The 22,444-nt window shown below is 68.7% G+C and carries 18 protein-coding genes and 3 tRNA genes; 10 read left to right on the forward strand and 11 right to left on the reverse strand.

The features are described 5' to 3' along the window. Positions 1-4 precede the first annotated feature (4 nt). On the forward strand, positions 5-484 hold the full coding sequence (locus tag ABD154_RS13555; RefSeq protein WP_344251440.1) for a protein-tyrosine phosphatase family protein: 480 nt from the start codon (positions 5-7) through the stop codon (positions 482-484). A gap of 15 nt (positions 485-499) precedes the next feature. Here ABD154_RS13555 and ABD154_RS13560 read toward each other — a convergent pair whose 3' ends face one another. From ABD154_RS13560 to ABD154_RS13585, 6 genes are all read right to left on the reverse strand, one after another. Continuing rightward, positions 500-1,501, reverse strand: coding sequence for a hypothetical protein (locus ABD154_RS13560; RefSeq protein ID WP_344251441.1), 1,002 nt, complete (start codon positions 1,499-1,501; stop codon positions 500-502). A 141-nt stretch (positions 1,502-1,642) separates the two neighbouring features. Continuing rightward, on the reverse strand, positions 1,643-2,239 hold the full coding sequence (locus ABD154_RS13565) for a GNAT family N-acetyltransferase (protein WP_344251442.1): 597 nt from the start codon (positions 2,237-2,239) through the stop codon (positions 1,643-1,645). A gap of 117 nt (positions 2,240-2,356) precedes the next feature. Beyond that, on the reverse strand, positions 2,357-4,210 hold the full coding sequence (locus tag ABD154_RS13570) for a GMC family oxidoreductase (RefSeq protein ID WP_344251443.1): 1,854 nt from the start codon (positions 4,208-4,210) through the stop codon (positions 2,357-2,359). Beyond that, positions 4,207-4,455 (reverse strand): DUF2630 family protein, encoded by a 249-nt coding sequence (locus ABD154_RS13575; RefSeq protein ID WP_137825187.1) that lies wholly within the window; start codon positions 4,453-4,455, stop codon positions 4,207-4,209. The genes ABD154_RS13570 and ABD154_RS13575 overlap by 4 nt, the downstream gene beginning before the upstream one ends. 27 nt (positions 4,456-4,482) lie before the next feature. Next, positions 4,483-4,842: a UBP-type zinc finger domain-containing protein gene (locus ABD154_RS13580; RefSeq protein WP_344251444.1), complete on the reverse strand. Its 360-nt coding sequence runs from the start codon at positions 4,840-4,842 to the stop codon at positions 4,483-4,485. Positions 4,843-4,872: 30 nt separating this feature from the next. Next, on the reverse strand, positions 4,873-7,722 hold the full coding sequence (locus ABD154_RS13585; RefSeq protein ID WP_344251445.1) for an aminotransferase class I/II-fold pyridoxal phosphate-dependent enzyme: 2,850 nt from the start codon (positions 7,720-7,722) through the stop codon (positions 4,873-4,875). A gap of 115 nt (positions 7,723-7,837) precedes the next feature. On the opposite strand from ABD154_RS13585, the gene ABD154_RS13590 reads away from it, so the two are divergent. Both ABD154_RS13590 and ABD154_RS13595 read left to right on the forward strand, forming a co-directional pair. Beyond that, a complete protein-coding gene (locus ABD154_RS13590; RefSeq protein WP_344251446.1) occupies positions 7,838-9,547 on the forward strand; it encodes a thiamine pyrophosphate-dependent enzyme in 1,710 nt (569 codons plus the stop codon). A 60-nt stretch (positions 9,548-9,607) separates the two neighbouring features. Then, positions 9,608-11,239 carry an amidohydrolase gene (locus ABD154_RS13595; RefSeq protein ID WP_198500558.1) on the forward strand — a complete coding sequence of 544 codons (1,632 nt, stop codon included), beginning with the start codon at positions 9,608-9,610 and terminating at the stop codon, positions 11,237-11,239. Positions 11,240-11,260: 21 nt separating this feature from the next. On the opposite strand, the gene ABD154_RS13600 is transcribed toward ABD154_RS13595, so the two are convergent. After that, positions 11,261-12,625 carry an aspartate aminotransferase family protein gene (locus ABD154_RS13600; RefSeq protein ID WP_198500557.1) on the reverse strand — a complete coding sequence of 455 codons (1,365 nt, stop codon included), beginning with the start codon at positions 12,623-12,625 and terminating at the stop codon, positions 11,261-11,263. Between the two features lie 119 nt (positions 12,626-12,744). On the opposite strand from ABD154_RS13600, the gene ABD154_RS13605 reads away from it, so the two are divergent. After that, positions 12,745-13,356 (forward strand): YigZ family protein, encoded by a 612-nt coding sequence (locus ABD154_RS13605; protein ID WP_198500556.1) that lies wholly within the window; start codon positions 12,745-12,747, stop codon positions 13,354-13,356. A gap of 23 nt (positions 13,357-13,379) precedes the next feature. Here ABD154_RS13605 and ybaK read toward each other — a convergent pair whose 3' ends face one another. Both ybaK and ABD154_RS13615 read right to left on the reverse strand, forming a co-directional pair. After that, the gene (gene ybaK, locus ABD154_RS13610; RefSeq protein WP_137825194.1) at positions 13,380-13,886 is read right to left on the reverse strand and encodes a Cys-tRNA(Pro) deacylase; all 507 of its coding nucleotides are present in this window, start codon (positions 13,884-13,886) and stop codon (positions 13,380-13,382) included. Between the two features lie 243 nt (positions 13,887-14,129). Then, positions 14,130-14,477 carry a metallopeptidase family protein gene (locus ABD154_RS13615; RefSeq protein ID WP_137825195.1) on the reverse strand — a complete coding sequence of 116 codons (348 nt, stop codon included), beginning with the start codon at positions 14,475-14,477 and terminating at the stop codon, positions 14,130-14,132. 166 nt (positions 14,478-14,643) lie between these two features. On the opposite strand from ABD154_RS13615, the gene ABD154_RS13620 reads away from it, so the two are divergent. From ABD154_RS13620 to ABD154_RS13630, 3 genes are all read left to right on the forward strand, one after another. Beyond that, positions 14,644-14,716: transfer RNA gene (locus ABD154_RS13620), tRNA-Glu, on the forward strand. Between the two features lie 37 nt (positions 14,717-14,753). After that, positions 14,754-14,827, forward strand: a tRNA-Asp gene (locus tag ABD154_RS13625). Between the two features lie 68 nt (positions 14,828-14,895). Then, a tRNA-Phe gene (locus ABD154_RS13630) sits at positions 14,896-14,971 on the forward strand. Positions 14,972-15,061: 90 nt separating this feature from the next. On the opposite strand, the gene ABD154_RS13635 is transcribed toward ABD154_RS13630, so the two are convergent. Then, a complete protein-coding gene (locus ABD154_RS13635; protein ID WP_137825869.1) occupies positions 15,062-15,742 on the reverse strand; it encodes a GntR family transcriptional regulator in 681 nt (226 codons plus the stop codon). A gap of 176 nt (positions 15,743-15,918) precedes the next feature. Here ABD154_RS13635 and ABD154_RS13640 point away from each other — a divergent pair, with 176 nt between their 5' ends. The 3 genes from ABD154_RS13640 to ABD154_RS13650 all read left to right on the forward strand — a co-directional run bounded on the left by ABD154_RS13640 (position 15,919) and on the right by ABD154_RS13650 (position 20,778). Next, on the forward strand, positions 15,919-17,808 hold the full coding sequence (locus ABD154_RS13640; protein ID WP_344251447.1) for an FAD-dependent monooxygenase: 1,890 nt from the start codon (positions 15,919-15,921) through the stop codon (positions 17,806-17,808). A gap of 264 nt (positions 17,809-18,072) precedes the next feature. Next, entirely contained in the window at positions 18,073-18,606 is a 534-nt protein-coding gene (locus ABD154_RS13645) for a hypothetical protein (protein ID WP_344251448.1), read from the forward strand. 210 nt (positions 18,607-18,816) lie between these two features. Next, a complete protein-coding gene (locus tag ABD154_RS13650) occupies positions 18,817-20,778 on the forward strand; it encodes an HNH endonuclease signature motif containing protein (RefSeq protein ID WP_232623835.1) in 1,962 nt (653 codons plus the stop codon). Positions 20,779-20,980: 202 nt separating this feature from the next. Here ABD154_RS13650 and ABD154_RS13655 read toward each other — a convergent pair whose 3' ends face one another. Continuing rightward, the gene (locus ABD154_RS13655; RefSeq protein WP_198500547.1) at positions 20,981-22,396 is read right to left on the reverse strand and encodes an aldehyde dehydrogenase family protein; all 1,416 of its coding nucleotides are present in this window, start codon (positions 22,394-22,396) and stop codon (positions 20,981-20,983) included. Positions 22,397-22,444: the final 48 nt, after the last annotated feature.

Here is a 22,444-nt window from a genome sequence, read left to right on the forward strand (position 1 = left end):
AGTCGTGAGCAGCTGGGATCCGACGAGTCAGGGCGTCCTCGCGTTGTCGTCGGGTCGATTGGTTCGGGGGCGCTCCCTGGCGCGGTCGAGACGCGTTGCTGCAGATGACCGACCGGACGCCGCGGACTTCGAGCTCATCCTCCTCGGCCGGCAGCGCGAGTTCGAGTCGGAGACGCATGGTCCCGCGCCAGCGATGGATCTGCGGTGGGTGGCGTGGCCCGATTTCGCCCTGCCGAAGGACCGGGACGATGCCGCGGATGCGTTCGTCGAGTGCTGGAGGCGAGCGGAGTTCGAACGCGTCGGCGTCGCCTGCAGCGGTGGGCGCGGGCGCACCGGGACCGCACTGGCCTGCCTGGCAGTCCTCGACGGAGTGACTCCCACCGAGGCGGTCGCCTTCGTCCGCACCCACTACGATGTCCGCGCCGTCGAGACCCCGTGGCAGCGCCGCTTCGTCGAGCGATTCGACCTCAATGGCACCGACTGACGCCGAGGCCACCACTTAACGCCGAGACCTCCGGGCAGAAGTGGCGGTCTCGATTCCAAGTGGTGATCTCGATGAGGCAAGCGCTTTGAGCTCGGCCTTGATCTCCATGAACGGCTGGGCGCGGAAGAGGTCTCCCCATACGAGGTTGAACACTCGCAGTCCGGAGTTGAGCAGCTTCATGTGACGTTCGTGGTTCTTCGCACTCGCCCGGTCGGGCCCGCCCTCGTTGAGGAAGTACTTCCCCAGCCCGTGGAACTCGACGACGAGCGGCAGAGTCTCGTGCCGGAAGTCGTTGCGGGCGATCCAGGAGCCGCTGGCATCAAACGAGTCGACCTGCGTAATCATGCCGGTGATTCCGAAGCGGTGGAACCTGACCGCGCACAGCGCCTCGCCCGCTGATTCGTGCAGCGGGCTCGCCAGCTCAAGCGCCAGCTGTGCGTTCCTGCACCCCCTGCCGCCGAGGCGGATACCGCTCTCGAGTGACGTCTTTGACACCTTCCCCTCGCGCAGAGCCTGGGAGATGAAGGGGACCGAGACATCGCTCGGATAGTCGTGGGCAAGGTCGAGGAGCGTCCGCCTCATCGACGTCACGGGAAGGTCGCCGACGCGGGCGCGATCGTCAGGCCCGACTTCACGATTCCGGTAGTGGACCGTCTGCTTCCTCTTCCCATACCCGGACCGGATGAGCTCGGCCGCTGTCGTCGTGGGAAACGGCGGATCGAGTCCGTGGATGATGGCTGCCGAGACGTGGGAGAAGAAGCTCCCCGGAAGCAGTTCCCGCGCGTAGGAGCGGATGAGCGTCTTGAGCTGCTCCGTGCTGTCACGGATGTCCCCGAAGGTCTGCGGGTACGGATGTCCCGACGCTTCATGGATCTCGTGGAGGACCTCATGGGCCGTGTTCTCGCATGGCTTCTTGAGCACGAACCAGCCGCGGCGGATCCTGCCGATGCACTCGTCGAACGTGTCGGCCCCGACGCCGAGGTCGCGCAACTCACTCGAGCTGAACACAGTGACCATGAACTCACAATAGCTATCAAACAGCTTCAAATGAATGCAAGCACCACATAAATTTTCTAAGCCACCATCGAGACGACCACTTCGCATCGAGACCGCCGGGCAGAAGTGGCGGTCTCGATGCCAAGCGGTGGTCTCGGCAAATCAGTGATTCACAGCCATCCGCGTCATCGTCACCCCTGAGTCGCCGACCGCGCCCGCGTGGACTTCCTCGAAGCCAGCACGCTCGTAGAGTCCGTGGTTGTTCGGGTTCGTCGTCTCCAGCCATGCGCCCTCGGCACCGAACTCGCGAAGGCCGGCCTCGATGAGTGCCGTCCCGATTCCCTCCCCTCGACGATCGGCAGTCACTGCCAGATCGTGGAGATACGGGCCGCTCGGCAGCGCCGAGTCTCCGCGAGCCTCACGCATCCCTTCCGCGAGCGCTCTCAGCTTGTCTCCCAAGAGCAGCCGCGCGATACCGGACGCACTGGGCAGAGTCAGTCCTGGAGAGCCCTTGTCGGGGATGCGCCACACGGCGACACCGACGACCGCGCCCTCATCGACAGCGACATGCCCGGCGCTCCGAGCGGCATAGGATTCGACACTCGGCCAGTAGAAGGTCGCAATCGCGTCAAGGCGTTCACTGGCCTCCCACTGCTCGGCAGGAAAGAGCCACTCGAGGAGGGGGTCCGCGGCGAAGGCACGAGTGATCGTCGTGCGCGCTGCCGCAGCGTGCGACGCGTCAATCCGCGTGTACTCCATGGTGCTCATGGGTCTCCTTCCTCATCGAGACCACCACTTAACGCCGAGACCACCGGTTATAAGCGGCGATCTCGGCGCGGAGTGGTCGTCTCGGCGGCGGAGGCGTCAGGTGCCGCCTCAGCGGCCGCTGTGCTCCGCGATGATCTGGTCCGACGCCTTCTCGCTGACCATGTAGACGGCGCTGGCGATGAAGTAGCCGGGGATGTCGGGGAAGACACTCGCGTCGACGACGCGCAGGCCCTCGACACCCCGCACCCGCAGGTCCCCGTCGAGCACCGCCAGCGGATCGTCAGCGGTGCCGATCTTCGCGGTGCCGCACGCATGGTGGCCCCAGGCCTCGGCCATGACGTGATCGCGCAGCTTCTCCCGGGTGTCCGCCTCGGCGCCGGGGACGAGCTCGCGGACGATGCGGGTGTTCTCGATGTTCGAGGCGATCTCCCGCGCGAGCTCGATCCCGTCGACGACGCCGTCGAGGTCGGTCTCCCAGCCCTCGGACCCCTCGTCGAAATACCGCATCCGGATGTCGGGGACATCCCGCGGATCGGCCGAGCGCAGCCGCACGGACCCGGCACGGTCCCGTGTCCAGCCCTTGAGCACGAGGAGGCTCATCCGGTTGTGGTGGGGCTTCGCGTCGTACGAGTAGTTCGGGTAGTACCCGTGGAAGTCCGCGGCGAGGGAGAAGACGATGACATCGGTGCCGTCATCGGAGGCGGCACTCGTGCGGGCGACGAGGGCCGCGAGCGACCCGTTCGTCGAATACGGGCCGCCGCGGTCGTCCTTCCACTCCTTCATGAGGTGGTCATCGGGTTCGCCCGGTGCGGGCAGGTCGAGCGTCGACCCGTCGAAGATCGGGAAGTCGGCGTCGAGCTCGTTGACGACCGAGACCTCGTAGCGGTCGTGGAGGTTCTCCCCCACCCCCGGCAGATCGACGACGACGGGGATGCCGAGCTCCTGCAGCTCGGCGGCCGGACCGATCCCGGAGAGCTTGAGCAGCTGCGGGGTGTTGAACGCCCCGCCGGCGATGATCACCTCGCGGCGGGCGCGCACGATGCGGGCCGCCGGCGACGCCTCCGCGGACCGGCGCGCCTCCGGGGTCGCCCGGTAGAGCCCGGCACCGGGCAGGTATTCGATCCCGACGGCCCGGGTGCCCTCGAGGACCACCCGCGTGGCCAGCGCATCCTCGATGATCGTCAGGTTCTCCGGGTGAGCATCCCGCGCAGCGAGCAGCCGTTCCCGGGCGCCGTTGCGGTGCCCACCGCCGGCGGCGACGGGCACGAACGACATGCCCTGGTACTCCGGCGGGGTGTCGGCGGCGTTGATGTCACGCGGCAGGGACACCTCGGCGGGGATGTCGAACCTCTCCCGGCTCGTCGCCTCGGTGGCGTTGATGATGTCGAGGAACCGCGGTTCGCGACCGGCGATCGCCGGATCCGCCCGGGTCGTCGGCAGCCATCCGCCGTGCCCGTGGTGCGCCTTCTGGTCGCGCTCGGCCTCGGTGTCGCCGGGCAGGGGACGGGCGTCGACGCCCTGCCAGTCCTCGATGCGCTCGAAGATCGTCCGCATGTGCGCACTGCCCCAGGTCTCGTCCCCGGTCAGCGACGCCAGGGCATCCCAGTCCCGCGGATGCGGAGCGATGTGGACGAGGGCGCTGACCGCGGTACTGCCGCCGAGCGTGCTGCCCCGCGGATAGAGGATCCCGCCCTCCTCGTCGACCCACTTCGAATCCCGCGCTCCGCGGTCGGGATCGTCGTAGTGGGAGACGAAGAAGTTCCACACCATGTCGACGTCCTCGCTGGCATAGGCCTGCATGACGGGGATGTCGTAGTACCGGCACCGGTGATCGCGGCCGGCCTCGAGGACGACGACGCTGAACCCCGCCGCGGCGAGGTTCGCGGCGAGCGGTCCGCCGCCCGCCCCCGACCCGACGACGACGAAATCGGCGGTTGTCTCAGGGGCTGCGGTGTCCGTCACTGGAGGTAGTTCTCGACTTCGCTGACGGGACGCTCCTTCGCGAGGTTGGGATCGCGTCCGGCATCGCGCTCCCCCTGCCGCTGGCGGAGGAGATCCCAGAGCTGATCGAGCTCGCCCTCGAGCTGGGCGATGCGCTGGTGCTCCTGCTCCTCGGTGATCTCACCGGCACCGAGGCGGCGGCGCAGTTCGCGCTCCTCCTCGACGGCGTCGTTGATCTGCTGATGGATCGACTTGTCACTGGCCATGACGGAACCTTTCGTGGGTGGGGGCGCTCAGCGGTGGACCTTGTCCATCCAGTCCGCGGGAACGCGGCCTGCGGGCCCGGGCACCGGCTGGGATGCGGGGTGAGACTCCGGCGGCGCGAGCTCGGGTCCGTCGAAGACCTGCTCGGTGCGGAAGTCGTAGAACCACGTCTCGCCCGGCTCGTAGCTGCGGATGACCGGGTGCGAGGTCTCCGCGGCGTGCTTGCTCGCATGCTGCGACGGGGAGGTGTCGCAGCACCCGATGTGACCGCAGGCCGCGCATCGGCGCAGGTGCACCCACCAGCCGCCCGTGGCTTCGCATTCGACGCATCCGGGTCCCGAGGGCGGAACCGCGGTGTCGATGTCTCCGGGTTCGAGTTGAATGTCCATGCACCGAGTATGGCACAAGTCACACTGGTTTCAGCCGGTCGTCTCCGCCTCTCCGGCGACCTCCGCGAGGATGACCCGATAGCCCAGGCGCGCGTCGTAGCCGTGGATCTCCCGGGTGTCGAGCGCGGACATGAAGTCGAGCACCTCGGCGGTGATGACCTGACCGGGCACGAGCACCGGGAAGCCGGGCGGGTACGGGGTGACGAACCCGGCCGAGACGGGGGTCTCCCCGGCGTCGACGCGGCGGCGCAGCTCGTGCGGGAGGACGTACTCGACCGACTTCTGCCGCAGACCCGCGTAGTACGCGGACCGCAGATCCCCGTCGGGCAGCTGCGCCTCGGGGTCCTCGGCGGGCACCTCGGCGGCGTATTCCGGGGCGAAGGCGCTGAAGTCGGGCAGCGGCGGCATCACGGCGGCGAGTTCCGTCGCTGCGTTCGCCCGGGTGAGCGCGTGCGGGTCGGAGAACTTCTCGGCGATCTTGACGAGCACCTCGATGAGGTAGGCGACGGCCGACCGGGAGGTGCCGATGTTCGTCATGAAGAGCACGGTGTTCCGGCTCGTCTTGTTGACCTGGATCCCGTAGCGGTCCATGAGGTATTCGTGTTTGAACGTGTCCCCGTCGACGCCGGTGCCGGTGATCTCGATGGTGATCCGGCTCGGGTCGACGACGAACTCGTCCGTCGTCCACGCGCTCCAGAACGTCCCGAGGCCGTCGCGCAGCGGCATCGACCGCGTCGTCTCCCGGTATTCGGCGGGGATGAGGTCCTTGGCGGTGAGCACGCGGAACGTCTTCTTCAAAAGCGGGTGCCGGGCCACCGCCGAGGCAAGGCTGACGGCGAGGTCGAGCTGCTTCTGGACGAGCGCGAAGCCCTCCATCTCGACCTGCCGGCGACCGAGGTCGAGGGAGGCGAGGATCTGATAGTTCGGCGACGTCGAGGTGTGCGTCATGTACGCCTCGTGGAAGGCCTCCTCGGCGCCGGCTCCGAACTCCTGATCGTAGACGTGGATCATCGACCCCTGCCGCAGCGCGGTCAGGGTCTTGTGCGTCGACTGCGTCGCATACACCCGGATCGTCGCATCCGGCGGGGCGAGCAGGGTCTCGTTCAGCCACACCTCGTCCGGCGCCGGCTCCCCGGTGACCGGATCGAACAGCCGCTTCCGCTGCTCCCGGTACGCGGCGTCGTGGGCGTTCGTCCGCAGGTTCTCATCGAGCCGCTCGGCCGCGACCATCGCGGTGCGCTTGCGGGTGACGGGATGGAAGCGGGCGAAGGCGAACCACGCCTCGTCCCAGAGGAAGACGAGGTCGGGTTTGATCGCGAGGCATTCGGCCATCACCCGCTCGGGGTCGTAGACGATGCCGTCGAACGTGCAGTTCGTCAGCGTGATCATCCGCACCTCGTCGAGGCGACCGGCGGCCCGGTAGTCGAGGAGGAGCTGCTTGATCCGCGACAGCGGCACCGCGCCGTAGAACGCGAAGTCGTTGAGCGGGTACGCCTCGAGGTAGGCGGCCCGGGCCCCGGTGAGCATGAGCGCGTGATGGTGGGACTTGTGGCAGTTGCGGTCGACCATGACGACCTCGCCGGGGGCGACGACGGCCTGGTGGACGATCTTGTTCGCCGTCGACGTCCCGTTCGTCACGAAGTACGTGCGCTTCGCACCGAACGCGCGGGCGGCCAGGGACTGCGCCTTCTTCAGGGTGCGCACCGGGGCGAGCAGGGAGTCGAGTTCGCCCGAGGTCGCGCTCGTCTCGGCGAGCAGCAGGTTGAGGCCGTAGAAGTCGACGAAGTCGCTGATCCACTTCGACCCGACGACCGATCCGCCGCGGGAGACCGGCAGGGCGTGGAAGACCCCGGCGGGGCGCCGGGCGTGCTCCTGGATCGCGGCGAAGAACGGGGTGTCGTAGAGGTGCTGGACGCGGCGGAGGAGGGAGAGGTGGAGCTCGAACTGGTCCTCCCGGCGGAAGACGCGGCGGAAGCGGTGGGTGAGCGCCCCGGCGAGGCTCTCGATGTGCGCCCCGGCCATGAGGTAGAGGTCGAGTTCGGGGCGGATGCCGGCGAGCGTGTCGGCCAGCCGCAGCACCCGGCGCACCGAGTTGAGCGGGCTCATCGGGCCGGTCGGCGACGACGTCGTCCCCTCGTGGGCGTAGGCCACGGCGGTGCGGAGGTCACGGCTGAGCACCTCGCGGGTGCGGTCGGTGAATCCGGGCCGGATGACGCACGCGAGCAGGTTGGGGTTCGTCAGCGCCGCGACGACGGCGTCATCGGCGGTGGGGACGATGACGTAGTCGTAGATGAACTGGTCGGAGGGGCTGCGAAGCTTGAGCAGGTCGGAGTGGAGTTCGTCGCGCCCGCCCTCGGTCGTCTCGTCGACGATGAGGACCTCGAACCGGGGACGCTGGTCCTGCCGGTCACGCAGCTCGTTGCGCTCCTCCTCGGTGAGCTCGTCCTCGAGGAGGTCGGGCACCGTCGTCCCGCGCAGCCGGTTGACCGCGCGGGTGATCATGTCGTGGGCTCGGTCGAACTCGCCGTCGGAGAGGAGCTCGGCGATCTCCTCGACGTAGCGCTGCCCGAACCCGCCCCAGTAGAGCTCGATGGTCTTCAGCGACCGCAGGGACCGCCACACCTCGCCGTCGGCGGCGATCATCGAGAAGTCCCCGCCGCTCATCACGAGGCGCTTGATCGCGTACTTGAGGTACTCCCACGCGTCCGAGCGCAGCCGCCACGTGCTCGCCGGCATTCCCGGGTCGCGTTCGAGCTTCGCCTTCTCCGGTCTCGTCAGGAACCCCGGTCGCAGCGGCGTTCGCGCACCTCCTCCGGAAGCCGACGGTTCGGGCGTGAAGATCGCCCGTCCCGGAAGATCGTCGGAGTCGATGCCGGTCATGCTGGAGCCTCCTGGCGTGGTGCGAAATCCGTTGTGCTGACGATCATACGGCCTGCCCTCATCCGTTTCGCCACCGCGGTGCCCACTTGAGACGAAAGAGTGATAAGCATGAGGAATGGATGCATCAGAGTCGCTGTCCGCCGGCCACCTCATCGTCCGCGAGCTCGAGGCCCACGGCGTCCGCCGTGCCTACCTCGTCCCGGGCGAGTCCTACCTCGACGTCCTCGACGGACTCCACGATTCGCCGATCACCCCGATCGTCTGCCGCCAGGAGGGCGGGGCCGGGTACATGGCCGTGGCCGAGGGGCGGATGACCGGGGTCCCGGGGGTCGCCATGGTCACCCGCGGTCCCGGCGCTGCGAACGTCATGGCCGCCGTCCACACCGCCCACCAGGACGCGACCCCGCTCGTCGTCTTCGTCGGCCTCATCCCCACCTCCCACCGCGGTCGGGAGTCGTTCCAGGAGTTCGACCTCACCGGGTGGTTCGGCTCGACGACGAAGAAGGTCCTCGTCCTCGATGATCCGGACAAGGCCGCCGAGGTGGTCGCCGACGCCCTGCACACCGCGGTCACCGGCCGGCCGGGTCCCGTCGTCGTCGGCCTGCCCGAGGAGGTGCTGACCCAGCGCACGACCGCCTCGGCGCTGCCGCCCCTGACCGTCGGGGTGCCCGCCCCCGACGACGGCGACCTCACCGAGGTGCGGGCCCGCATCGATCAGGCCGAGCGTCCCGTCCTCATCATCGGCGGGGAGGACTGGCCGCAGGCCACGGCCGAGCGCATCGCCCGCTGGTCGGCCGACCGGGGTCTCGGGGTGCTCGGCACATTCCGCGCCTACGACGGGATCGACCACGACAGCCCGAACTTCCTCGGCATCCTCGGGTACGGGGCGGCCCCGGTGGCCGAGCGGGTGTTCGCCGAGGCCGACCTCCACATCTTCCTCGGCTGCGTCCGCACGGACGTCGCCACCGACGGGTTCACGCTCGGCACGGAGCAGAAGACGATCGTCATCGGCCCCGACCCCGATGCGCACGGTCACTTCGGGCGCCTCGATGAGCACATCGTCACCTCGGTGAGCCGGTTCGCCGCCCGACTCGTCGCCGCGGACGGGACCCCGGACTACGCGGTGACCGCAGACGGCGCGGTCAACGAGGTCGGCGAAGGGGAGTCCGGCGGCGCGGCCGCGCCCGAGCTGCCTGCGTGGATCACCGCGGCCCGCGCCGAGCTCGAGGCATGGCGGGTGCCGAAGCCGGCGCCGGCCGAAGCGGAGGCAGGCCCCGGCTTCGTCGACATGGACGAGGCGTTCACCCACGTCAGGGAGCTGCTGCCGGAGGATGCGATCGTCACCTACGGGGCGGGGAACTTCTCCGGATGGGCGACGCGGTTCCTGCCCACGCACGCCTTCCCCTCGGCACTCGGGCCGCGCAACGGGTCGATGGGCTTCGGGGTGCCGGCCGCCGTCGCCGCGGGACTCGTCGCCCCCGACCGGACGATCTTCTGCATCGCCGGGGACGGGGACTTCCTCATGAACGGCCAGGAGCTCGCGACGGCCGCGCAGTACGGGATCGACCTCACGATCGTCGTCAACGACAACTCCGTCTACGGCACGATCCGCGGCCACCAGGACCGCGACTACCCGGGCCGCGCGACGGGCACCGCCCTGGACAACCCCGACTTCGCGGCGATGGCCACGGCGTTCGGCGGACTCGGCATCCGGGTCGAGCGGACCGCGGACTTCCGTGAGGCCTTCGCCGCCGCGCTGGACCACCGGGGCCCGGCGCTCGTCCACTGCATCACCGACCCCGCGATCCGCGGCGCCCGGCTGTGATGGCAGACTCGAGAAGACCGGGTCACCGGTGACAGCGACGTCCACGACGAAGGCAGCCCCATGAGAATCGACGCGATCTTCACGGATCTCGACGCCCACACCCTCGACCCCGCCCGTCCCCGGGCCCAGCGGATCGGGGTGTTCGCCGGTCGGATCGTCGGCGTCGACGAGGAACTCGACGGCGTCACCGCCGACCGCGTCGAATCGCTCGGCGGGGCGACCGTGCTGCCGGGCTTCAACGACGTCCACTGCCACACGACGTGGTTCGGCCTCACACTCGCCTCCGTCGACGTCACGGCGATGCCCGGGGGGCTGCCCGACGTCTACGCGGCCCTCGAGCAGGCGGCGGCGACGACACCCGAGGGCGAGTGGATCGAGGCGACCGGTTTCGCCCACCGCGACTACGACGGGCAGTACCCGGAGCTCGCCCGCCTCGATGCGATCACCGGCAGCCGGCCCCTCTTCATGCGCCAGACCTCGGGACATGCGGCGATCGTCAACACCGAGGCGATGCGCCGGGCCGGCATCCTCGACCGAGGCTTCACCGACCCGGTCGGCGGGAAGGTCGTCCGCGACCCGGCCGGCCACCCGACGGGACTCGTCGAGGAGACCGCGCAGGGCCTCGTCCAGGACCTCATCCGCCCGTACTCGCTCGACACGATCGTCGAGGCCCTCGATCTCGCGACGACGCAGTACGCGAAGGAGGGCATCACCTCGTTCGGCGAATGCGGCATCGCCTACGGCTGGATCGGCCACTCCCCCATCGAGATCTCCGCGTACCTGCGGGCCCGCGAGGAGGGGAGGCTGCGGGCCCGGGCGCAGCTGATGCCGCAGGCCGACGGCCTCCACGCGATCGCCGCGAACCCGGCCGACGGCTTCGGCATCGGCCTCGACGCGGGACTGCGCACCGGCCTCGGCGACGACCTCATCAGCATCGGCCCGGTGAAGTTCTTCATGGACGGGGCGATGAGCGGGGAGACCGCCGCGCTGCGGGAGAACTACGCGGGCCGCGATCATCGCGGGTATCTCCAGGCCGACGCCGAGGTGCTGCGCCGCCAGATCCTCGACACGTACGCCTCCGGGTGGTCGCTGGCCGTCCACGCGATCGGCGACGCCGCCGTCGATGCGGCGATCGCGAACATCGTCGAAGCGCAGAGACTCCACGGCAGGCGGGCGGTGCCCAACCGCATCGAACACGCGGGGCTCGTCCACGACGAGCACCTGGCGACGCTCGCCGAACACGGCATCGCGGTGACCCCGCAGGCCGCGTTCGCCGAGGCGATCGGCGACGGGATGAACCGGTCGCTCGGACCCGAGCGCCGCCGCCTGCTCTACCGGGCGAAGTCGTTCGTCGACGCCGGGGTCCTGCTGCCCGGCAGCTCGGATCGCCCGTGCGCCGACGGCACGGCGCTGCGCGGCATCGAGGCCTTCGTCACCCGCGCGACCCGGGACGGCGACGTCATGGGTGCGGCGGCCGAGCGGCTCACCCCCGCCGAGGCGGTCGCCGCCTACACCTCGGTCGCCGCCGTCGCCTCGGGGCAGGGTGCGGACAAGGGCACGCTGACCCGGGGGAAGTTCGCCGACTTCGTCGCCCTCGACGCCCATCCCGCCGAGGTGGCCCCCGACGAGATCGCCGGCATCCCCGTCCGCGCGACCGTCCTCGGCGGCGCGTTCACCCACGACGCCCGGTAGCTCAGCGGCGCGGGAGGGCGCTCAGCGGCGCGGGAAGTCGAGGTCGGTGAGGACCGTCTCGAGGATGCCGAGGCCCTTCTCGAGGTCGTCCTCGCCGATGTTGATCGGCGGGACGACGTGGATGCGGTGGTAGTTGCTGAACGCGACGAGGCCGTGCTCCTTGAGGGCGGCGAGCACCGAGGCGACCTCGGGTGAGCCGCCGCCGTAGGGGGCCAGCGGCTCCTTCGTCTCCTTGTCCCAGACGAGTTCGATCGCCCAGAACGCCCCGGTCCCGCGGACCTCGCCGACATGCTTCGAGGCCTCCGCGATCTGCCGCAGACGGGGTCCGATGATCTCCTCGCCGATCCGGGCGGCGTGGGCGACCATGCCCTCGTTCTCCATCGCGTCGATCGTCGCGACCGCGGCCGCGCACGCGAGCGGGTGACCGGAGTACGTCAGACCTCCGGGATAGGCCACCTCGGCGAAGGAGTCGTAGATGGCATCGTCCATGATGACGCCCCCGAGCGGGACGTACCCGGAGTTCACGCCCTTGGCGAAGGTGATGATGTCGGGGACGATGTCGAAGTGCTCGAAGGCGAACCACCGGCCGGTGCGGCCGAAGCCGGCCATCACCTCGTCGGCGATGAGGACGATGTCGTGGGCGTCGGCGAGCGCCCGCACGCCCTGCATGTACTCCGGGCTCGGGATCATGATGCCCGCGGTGCCGGGGATCGGTTCGAGGACGATCGCGGCGATCGTCGACGGGCCCTCGAGTTCGATCGTGCGCTCGAGGTGGCGCAGGGCGCGCTCGGTCTCCTCCGCCTCGGTGGTCGCGGCGAACTCGGAGCGGTAGAGGAAGGGGCCGAAGAAGTGGACGACACCGGAATCGCCGAGGTCGTTCCTCCACCGGCGCGGATCGCCGGTGACGTTGATCGCCGTCTGCGTGCCCCCGTGGTACGAGCGGTAGCGGGAGAGGACCTTGTGCCTGCCGGTGTGGAGGCGGGCCATGCGGATCGCGTGCTCGTTGGCGTCGGCCCCGCCGTTGGTGAAGAAGACGTGGTCGAGGCCGGCCGGGGTGCGCTCGGTGATGAGGCGCGCGGCCTCCGACCGGGCGGCGTTGGCGTAGGCGGGGCTGATCGTGCAGAGCAGATCGGCCTGGTCCTTGATTGCCTGGACGACCTTGGGATGCTGGTGGCCGATGTTCGTGTTGACGAGCTGGGAGGAGAAGTCGAGCAGCGGGCGGCCCTCACCGTCGTAGATGTACGAGCCCGCCGCGCGGGAGACGGTCATCGGGTCGAGCGTCCTCTGCGCCGACCACGAATGGAAAACGTGGGCCCGGTCGAGGTCGTAGGCGCGGGCGGATTCGTCCCTGATCTCCGCGAGCTCCGCGTCGCTGAACTGCTCCATGATCGTCACCTCTCGCGCTCGTCCGGGCCCCTGACCGGGGCGCGCGGCGCAGCCTCGGCGCCGCCTACGCTCAAGGGTAGAGCACTGGGAGGCCAGGTCCGCGGACTACAGTGAACCTCATGCCCTACCGGACGATCGCGCGCCCCGCCGCAGCCGAGATCGAGATCAGGAAGTCCCGGTTCCTCGGCCTCATCGCCCCGGTGGAGACCGAGGCGCAGGCCCGGGAGATCATCGCTGCCCGCCGCGCGGAGCATCCGAAGGCCCGCCACCACTGCACGGCGTTCATCCTCGATCCCGATGCGCGCACGCAGCGCTTCAGCGACGACGGGGAACCGGCGGGCACGGCGGGCGCCCCGATCCTCGACGTCCTCGCCGGCCGCGACCTCACGTACGTCCTCGCCGTCGTCACCCGGTACTTCGGGGGAACCCTGCTCGGTGCGGGCGGGCTCGTGCGCGCCTACGGCCAGGCCGCCTCGGCGGCGGTCGATGAGGCATCGATCATCACGAAGCAGGAGCTCGTGCCGGTGCGGGCGACCGTCGACTACGCGCAGGCGAACGCCCTCGAGCGCGCGGCGGGCGTCCGCGGCTGGTCGGTGCGGGCGGAGTACGGCGCCGAGGTGACGCTCGACGTCCTCGTCCCCGTCGCCGAGGTGGACCCGGCCCTGACGATGTTCGCCGACCTCACAGCGGGGCGGGCCCAGCCGGAGGTCGGCGACGTGGAGTGGGTGTGAGGCTGTCGCCCCAGTGTTTCTGCTCAGTCGAGCGCGGCGATCTTCGCGACCTGCGCGTTCGTGAGCATGACGAGGTCCTCGGGTCGGATCTCGATCTCGAGGCCGCGGCGGCCGGCTGAGACGAAGACCGAGGCGTGCTCGAGCACGGTGCGGTCGATGACGACGGGCACGGCGTGGCGCTGCCCGAACGGGGAGACGCCGCCGACCGGGTAGCCGGTGCGGCGCTCGGTCTCCGCGACCCCGGCCAGCTGCGCCTTCTTCGCGCTGCGCGCCGAGGCGAGGGCCTTGAGGTCGAGCTGTCCCGAGACGGGGACGAGAGCGGTGACGGGCGCGCCGTCGACCTGGATCATCAGGGTCTTGAAGACCTGGTCGGACCCGACGCCGAGCTTGTCAGCGGCTTCCGAGCCGTAGCGCCGGGTGGCGGGGTCGTGCTCGAAGCTGTGCAGGCTGTAGTCGATGCCCGCGAGATTGAGAACGCGAACGGCCGGGGTAGCCGCGCTGGCCGATTTGGATGCAGATGCAACTGTCATAAGGGGGTCGTGCCTCCTGCCCGCGGGTCGAGAGGGAGACGCAGAGCGCGACTGCCGGAGCCTCGCGCTCTTCCCAGCTCGATACGGACGGAATGTTGTATCGGTTACTGATTGGGTACCCGCCCACAATAGGCGAACCGTCAAGCCCAGCGCCAATCAATGAAGGCAAACCGAACTTGCCGGTAGCGAGCCTTCGTCCAGCTCACACGGGATCATCGCGTTCGGGCACCTTGTCAGTCGGCCTCACCCCCAACCGATTTCGTGGAGCCGGTCGTCGTCGATGCCGTAGAAGTGGGCGATCTCGTGGACGATCGTGATGACGAGCTGCTCGCGGAGGTCGTCGCGGTCCCGGGCGAAGGCGATGAGGTTGTCGCGGTAGAGGAAGATCGTGTCCGGCATCTCGAGTCCGCTCTGACCGCGCTCGCCGATCGGGATCCCGTGATAGAGGCCGAGCAGGGTGCGGCTGCCGTCCTCGGGACGGTCCTCGACGAAGAGGGCGACGTTGTCGAGTTCGTCGGTGACTCCGGCAGGCAGCGATTCGACCGCCTCCTCGAGGATGGCATCGAATTCCTCGTCGCTCAGCTGCTCCATGGCCCCGATCCTAACGGGCGGATCTGACACGGGAATCCGGGTGCGCGAGGCCCGCGAACGGGGCCGGGATTCTGTGACGGAGGACACCGCGATCTGTTTTGCATTCTCCGAAAAGGTTGGGATAAGCTTAACGTCGTTGCCCACGGGGAATCCGAGAGCAAACTAGGCCCCCATCGTCTAGAGGCCTAGGACACCGCCCTTTCACGGCGGCGACACGGGTTCGAATCCCGTTGGGGGTACGGTGTAGGATCGAAAGGTCTGTCACCACAACAGCAAGGCCCTGTGGCGCAGTTGGTTAGCGCGCCGCCCTGTCACGGCGGAGGTCGCGGGTTCGAGTCCCGTCAGGGTCGCGGAGCATAAGGCTCTTCTTCGGAAGAGCCTTTGTTTCTCTCGGCATACATGCGTATGTCGGCGGCCAGGCTCTGTAGCTCAGTTGGTAGAGCGTTCGACTGAAAATCGAAAGGTCACCGGATCGACGCCGGTCGGAGCCACCACCACGAAGAACCCCGCGGATTCCGCGGGGTTCTTCTGTGTCTCAGGGACCGGCAGTTGCCAGGGACGAGCAGCTGCCACGGGCGCGAGGCTCAGGCACTCGCCTTCGCGGTGACGCTGGCGATGAGCACATCGGCCGACCGCTGGATATGGCACTCGAGGGCATCGACCGCGCGCTCGACATCACGGGCCACCGTCGCCTCGGCGATCTCCCGGTGCTCAGCGGGAACGTCACGGGACTCGTCGACGACGAGCTCGCGCGACCAGTGGACGAAGAGCGCCGAGCGCGCCCGCAGGTCGGTCGCCACCTTCGCCAGCGTCTCGCTGCGGCCGCCGGCGAGGATCACCTCGTGGAACGCCCGGTGCACATGCCCCCACTCCTCGGTGATGTGCCCGCCCCCGTCGGTGAAGGGCGTGCGCTCGAGCATGTGGTGAGCCGCGAGCACATCCGACTCCCACGACAGGCTCCCATCGGCGATCGACTCGCGCAGGGCGGCGGCTTCGATGATCCGGCGGGCCCGAGTGAGATCCTCGAGCGCTCCGACGGTGAGCTCGGGAACCGAGAAGCCGCGCTGCGGACTCGCACTGAGCAGTCCGTCCTGGGCCAGCCGGGTCATCGCCTCCCGCAGCACCGAGGCGCTGACGGAGAATCCGCGGGCGATCTCGCCGATGCGCAGCTTCGAGCCCGGGGTGAAGCTTCCGCGCAGCAGCTCGGCGCGCAGGCGATCATAGGCTTCCGCGGAGAGCGTGCTTCCGGCTCGAGGTGCAGGCATAGCGCCAGTATAGATGGAACAGCCATCTGTCGACGTTTGCTGAAAATATCTTTTTTCTCTTGCAATGTCGTGATTCAGCTCATACGGTGGACACCACGCGACGACCGATCGTGGCGCAGAAGTCGGATCAGAGCCTGTGGCATCGCAACGCCGATGCCGGGATGCAAGGAGGCACCATGGCTGATATCGAAGTACCCGTTCTCATCATCGGCGGCGGCGGAGCCGGACTGTCGGCCTCGATGAACCTGTCGAAGCTCGGCGTCGATCACCTGCTCGTCAGCTCGCTGCCCTACACCTCGAAGCTGCCGAAGGCCCACGTGCTCAATCAGCGCACGATGGAGATCTTCGAGGAGGTCGGCGTGGCCCCGGAGGTCGAGAAGCGCAGCACGCCCGCCGAGAACATGAAGGCCACCGGGTGGTACGCCGGCCTCGTCGGCGACCACCGGTACTCCGGGCGCCGACTCGGCCATCTCGAGGTGTGGGGCGGCGGCTACACCGACCCCGACTACATCGCGGCGAGCGCGAAGCGCACGTGCAATCTGCCCCAGATCCGCCTCGAACCGCTCCTCCTCGACCACGCCCGGACGCTCCATCCCGACCCGCGAGGCGTGCGCTTCAATCACGAGGTCACCGCGATCGAGCAGCTCGACGAGGGCGTGCGCGCGACGGTGCTCGACAAGGACACCGACACCGAGTACACCGTGCGTGCCCGCTATGCGATCGCCGCCGACCGCGGGCGCACGATCGGCCCGGCCCTCGGCGTCGGCATGACCGGTCCGACGGACCTCATGATGATGGTCTCCGTCCACTTCTCCGCCGACCTCTCCCAGTCGGCCCGCGACGACGATGTGCTCATCCGCTGGCTCGTCAATCCGGAGTTCGGCGGATCGTGGTCCTCCGGCGTCCTCGTGGCGATGGGACCGGAGCACTGGGGCACGACCTCGGAGGAGTGGGTCGTGCATCTCGACTACGCGACGCACGACAAGGACGCGCTGAGAGACGATCTCGTCATCGAGCGCCTGTGCACCGTCCTCGGCGTCGACCGCTCGGCGCTCACGGTCCACAAGGTCTCGCCGTGGATCATGGAGGGAGTCGTGGCCGAGAGGTTCAGGACCGGCGACGTCTTCTTCATCGGCGACGCCGCCCACCGCCACCCGCCGACCGGCGGACTCGGGCTCAACTCCGCGATCCACGACGGGTACAACCTCGCGTGGAAGCTCTCCCTCGTCCTCGCCGGCAAGGCCGACGACGCACTGCTCGACACCTACGAAGCCGAGCGCCAGCCGGTCGATCAGGACAATGTCGACGCCGCGGTCGCCTCGGCGATGAATCACTTCACGATCGACAAGGCGCTCAACCTCTCGCCCGAAGCCTCCGCTACGGACAACTGGGCCGAACTCGAGCCGATCTGGGACGACTCGCTGCCCAACGCTGCGGAGAAGCGCCACGCGCTCAACAAGGCGATCGGGACGCAGACGATGGAGTTCCGCCATCACAACGTCGAGTTCGGGTATCGGTACGACTCCGCGGCCATCGTCTCCGACGGATCGCCCGACTACTCCCCCATCGACCCCGTGCGGCTCTACGAGCCCTCGACCAAGCCGGGCCATCCGCTCCCCCACGCCTTCGTCGAGAAGTCGAACGAGCGCATCGCGCTCGGCGACCTCGTCGCCGGTGGGCACTTCCTCGTCCTCGCCGGCGAGGACGGCCAGGGCTGGGTCGATGCGGCGAACCGGCTGGCCGCCGAGCGCGGCCTGCCGCTGAGAGCGCACACCGTCGGCCTCGAGGGCTGCGACTTCGTCGACGTGCGGATGGCGTGGATGAAGAACCGCGGCATCAGCTCCTCAGGCGTCGTCATCGTCCGCCCCGACCGCTACGTCGCCTACCGCTCGGTCGCCGGCGTGCCCGACGCCGACAGCGAGCTCCGCCGGGTCTTCGACTCGCTGCTCGCGGTGACGCCGGGGTCTCAGGGTGCGGGGTCTCAGGGTGCGGGGTCAGGGTCGCGCCTCGGCACATCCGAGTCGAACGGGGTCGCGGCGGCAGGAGTCAACGGCGTGACTGTCTGAGGACGCTCGAGACGTGGAGAGGGCCCGGCGCGGAGCTTCCTCAACCGCGCCGGCTCCGGACCGGGCGGGCACGGGACCGGGCGGGCGCGGGACCGGGCGGGCGCGGGAACCGCAGGACCGCCTCGGCGAGCTGGGGAGATCCCGGAGATCTCTGCAGGGGATCCATCCTGCGCGACCGATTCCTCAGCACTTTCCGCTGCCTGTCCCCACCGTCGCGCAACGGTGCAAGAATAAGGATGTACCGACCCGAACCAAGGAGCGACCATGAGCACCGGCGACACCTGGGCAGACGACACCGATCCCGCTGACAACGACTTCCTCACGCAGGACGACGAGTTCGACGAGGAAGAGCTCGAAGAGGACGACGCCGAGCCCACCGGGGTCGACCTCACCGGTCTCGAGGAAACCGCCGACGAAGCCGAGGACGACGCCGAATCGGACGACTTCGACGAGATCGACGACGAGGACAGCGAGCCCTACGTCGAACCGGGCGCCGAAGGACCCGAGGGCACCGGCATCGAAGGCGCCGACGACGCCCTCATCGCCGACGCCGGCTGGGACGACGAACAGGACGCCCCCGCGCTCGACGGCGACCTCGACACCGACCCGACGACCGCCGCCGAACAGGGCAACCGCGACGGGGACGACATGGTCTCCTACGGCGACGACGACTCCGAGGTCGCCGAGCTCAGCGGCGACGATCTCGACGTCGACGCCCTCGCCGACGATCACGTCGAAGAGGTCGACGTCATCGACGGCATGCCGGAGACGATCGACAACGCCTACTGGGAGGACTGACCCTCCCCTCCCTTCCGCGCGCCCTCTCTCCTCGCTCGCCGAGGTGGGAGGGCGTTCGCATGTCATCGCGGGCTCCGAAAATCGCTGAGCACAGAGAATCTATCGATTTTTGCGTTCGAATCAGTTTCGAGAAACCCATTGACTTCATCTGGATCGTGAACTACACTGATGTCATTAACCACGTTGACGTGGGAAGACAGGTGAATCCCCGTGACCGACACAACCGAATCAGTCCCTTCCGGAGCTCAGCCTGGCCGAAACAGCCGGCGCATCAATGTCGATCCGGACTCCCGTTTCGCCGCTGCCGTCGACGTCTACTCCGCGTGTGACCGGGCCCAGCTCACCGCGCTCGAGACGACTGCCGCGCTCTTCCACGACGAGGTCATCGACCACCTCAACCTCATGAATCCCGATGCGGACGAACCGTACCGGCACGCGAGCCTGACCGAGACCGCTCGACGCTTCGCGCGGGCGCGCACCCGCGACGACCAGGCTGATACGGCGTCGGACAGTCCAAAAGTGCCTTCGGAACGCGATGACGGCGAAGCCTCCGACACGGCAGTCCTGCCCGGCTTCCCGCGCTTCCGCGAGACCCAGTCGATCGACGGCTGGGTCCATGCGCACTCCCACGCCGAGGACATCGCGGAGCTCGCGACCATCCTCGGCAACTCGATCACCACGACCTACACCCACATCACCACGGCGATGCTCCTCATCCACGGACTGCCGAAGTTCCACGAGCGCTGCCTCGCCGGCGACTTCACCTACGCCCACGTCGTCGCCGCCGCGCGTCTGTGCAAGGACATCGGGTTCGCCCACCTGCCGGAGATCGACTGCTACCTCGCGCGGCGTCGCGCCGATGTCACGATCGAGACCTTCCGCAAGTCCCTGGCCATGAAGATCAGCGTGGTCGAACCCGTCGAGGAGCGCAGCGAGCGTGCCTTCGACCACCGCCGCGTCGACCTCACCACCCATCCGGACGGCACGTCGTGCCTGACGATCACCGGCCCCTCAGCGGAACTCCAAGCCTGTTTCCTCCGCATCGAAGCCTTCGCCAAAGCGATCCGGAACAACAGCACCGCACCGTTCGCCGACATGCTCCCGTCCGGTGCCGTCATCGAAGACGACCGCACGATCATGGCTCTGATGTTCGACATCTTCACCCAGACGAGGCCCCAGGTCGGCATCGAGGTGCGGGCCCACGACACCGACACCGGCGAGGTCACCACACGGGAGATCCCCTTCGACACCGAGCACGTGCGCAGCGTCGCCGACATCGCCGATGCCCTCACCGCGGCGGCCGATCGGTTCGAGGAGGCGGTCGACGTCGACCGCGACGAGGAGGGTCGTCCTCTCCTCGGTCTCAATCTCTCCCTGCCGACCACAGGGTTCTGGTTCGCCAATCAGGCCCGGATGATCATGACGGTGCCGCTCATGTCACTGCTCGACCAGTCCGAGCTGCCGGGGACGTTCTCCGACGGCTCACCGGTTCCGGCGGACATGGCGCGACGCGTCGCCGGCCATTGCTCGACGTGGTCGCGGATCCTCACCGACCCCGCCACCGGCACTCCGGTCGATGCCCAGGCCAAGAGCTATTACATTCCACAGACGGTGAGACAGACGCTCATCGCCCAATGGCAGTCGTGCACCGTCCCCGGATGCCGACGGCGAGCAGAATCCTCAGAAGTCGACCACATCATTCCGTTCGACCACGATGACCCCGAACACGGCGGACTCACCGTGTTCGGCAACCTCCATCCCCTCTGCAAATCGCACCACCAGGCGAAGACGGACAGGAAGTACGCCGTGTGGATGGAGTCCGCCGGCCTCCTCCGGTACCGCTTCGCCCACGGAGTGAGCGCGATTCTCGTTGCAGGGGACAACCCTGTCAACGTCGAGCACGCCAGGCAGTTCGCCACGGTCGAACCACCACCCGAGCCACCGCCCGAGTCGCCACCTGCGCCACCTCCCGAGCTACCACCGCCGCCGGAACCACCGCCGCCCGAGCAATCGCTGCCGGAATCGGGAGACACGCGCATCTCCGACGACTGTCCCGGTCCGCAGGGCGAAATCGGGAGACCCGGCTGGGTCAAGCGCATGGGAATCGTCCGGCGGCCGGCGTCCCCTCAGCAGGAATGGGTCTGGGACAACGGCGAGCCGCCACCGTTCTGAGTTGCGGGCACTGCCGCGTGGCCGAAGGATCGAGGCGCTCTGTTGTACGGCGTCGCCGTGTTGCCGGAAGAGTCTGCCACTCCGAGAGGCAACCCAACCCCAGATATGGCCCGACCGGGCCCGGGATCAGATCAACCGGACCCGGCCGGACGGCCGAATGTCGCCATCACCTAGGAGCTAGCACACCCCAGGAGACGACTGGTCACCAGGAGATGACGTGCGGGACGCTCACCTGCTTGAGGCCCTCGAGACCGAACTCGAGGCCGTAACCGGACTTCTTGACACCGCCGAAGGGCACGCGAGGATCGATGGCGCCGTGCTTGTTGATCCACGTCGAGCCGGCTTCGAGTCGCGCCGCGACCCGCTTGGCCTCGTCGAGGTCGGACCCCCACACCGAGGAGCCGAGCCCCACTTCGAGCTCGTTGGCCCAGGTGATCGCCTGGTCGAGGTCGGTGTACTTGATGATCGGCAGGGCGGGACCGAACTGCTCCTCGGCCACGAGCGGGTTGTCGTTGTCGATGTCGGCGACGATCGTCGTCGGGTAGAAGTATCCCGACTGGCCCTCCTGCGGGTCTCCGCCGACGAGCACCGTCGCTCCCCCGTCCTTTGCCGCCTGCACGAGACGGGCGACGATGTCGTACTGCTGCTTGTTCTGCAGAGGACCGAGCACGTTGTTCTCGTCAAGGCCGACACCCATCGGCATCTGCGCGGCGACCTCGACGAGGGCGTCGCAGACCTCCTGGTAGAGGGACTCGGGGACGTAGAGTCGCTTCATCGCCGCACAGGTCTGACCGGTGTTGATGAACGCGCCCCAGAAGAGGTCGGTGGCGATTGCCTTGGGGTCCGCGTCCTCGAGGACGATGCCCGCGTCATTGCCGCCGAGCTCGAGGGTGAGCCGGGCGAGGTTGTCAGCGGCCGAGCGCATGATCGCCTGCCCGGTCTTCGTCGAGCCGGTGAACATGATCTTGTCGACGTCGTCGTGGTCGGTCAGCGCCGCACCGACGGCCCCGTCACCGGCGACGACGGAGAGCACGTCGGCGGGCAGCACCTGATTGATGACGGCGATGAGGCCCTGGACCGACAGCGGTGTGTACTCCGAGGGCTTGACGACGACGGCGTTGCCCATCTTCAGGGCCGGGGCGAGCTGCCACACGGTGATCATCATCGGCCAGTTCCACGGACCGACGGCGCCGACGACGCCGACCGGGTCGTAGACGAGTTCGGCGTGCGTGCCGTCCTCGTCGACGAGGACCTCGGGTTCGAGCACGAAGGCCGCGTTCGCCCGCAGCCACGCCGCGCAGGCGCCGACCTCGAAGCGCGCGTTGGGCCCGTTGAGCGGCTTGCCCGCCTCGCGGGAGAGCAGCTGTGCGAGCGCCTCGGCGGAGGCCTCGATGGCGTCGGCGGCCTTGTTGAGCAGGTCGTTGCGTTCGGCGACGGGGCGCGAGGCCCACGCCGGCTGCGCTGCGACCGCGGCGCTGACGGCCGCGTCGATGTCGGCGACGGTGCCCTCGTGGGTGCAGCCGATGACATCACCGGTCGCCGGGTCGGTGATCTCGCGACCCGCCGGGTCGTTGATCGCGGCGAGCAGTCCATCGTAGGTCGTGAGGTCGGTGCTCATGATGCTCCTTCGGTTCGGATTCGGTGAGTGGGACGGGTGCGGTCGGGT

Source organism: Brevibacterium sanguinis (assembly GCF_039528855.1).
Taxonomy (GTDB): Bacteria; Actinomycetota; Actinomycetes; order Actinomycetales; family Brevibacteriaceae; genus Brevibacterium; species Brevibacterium sanguinis.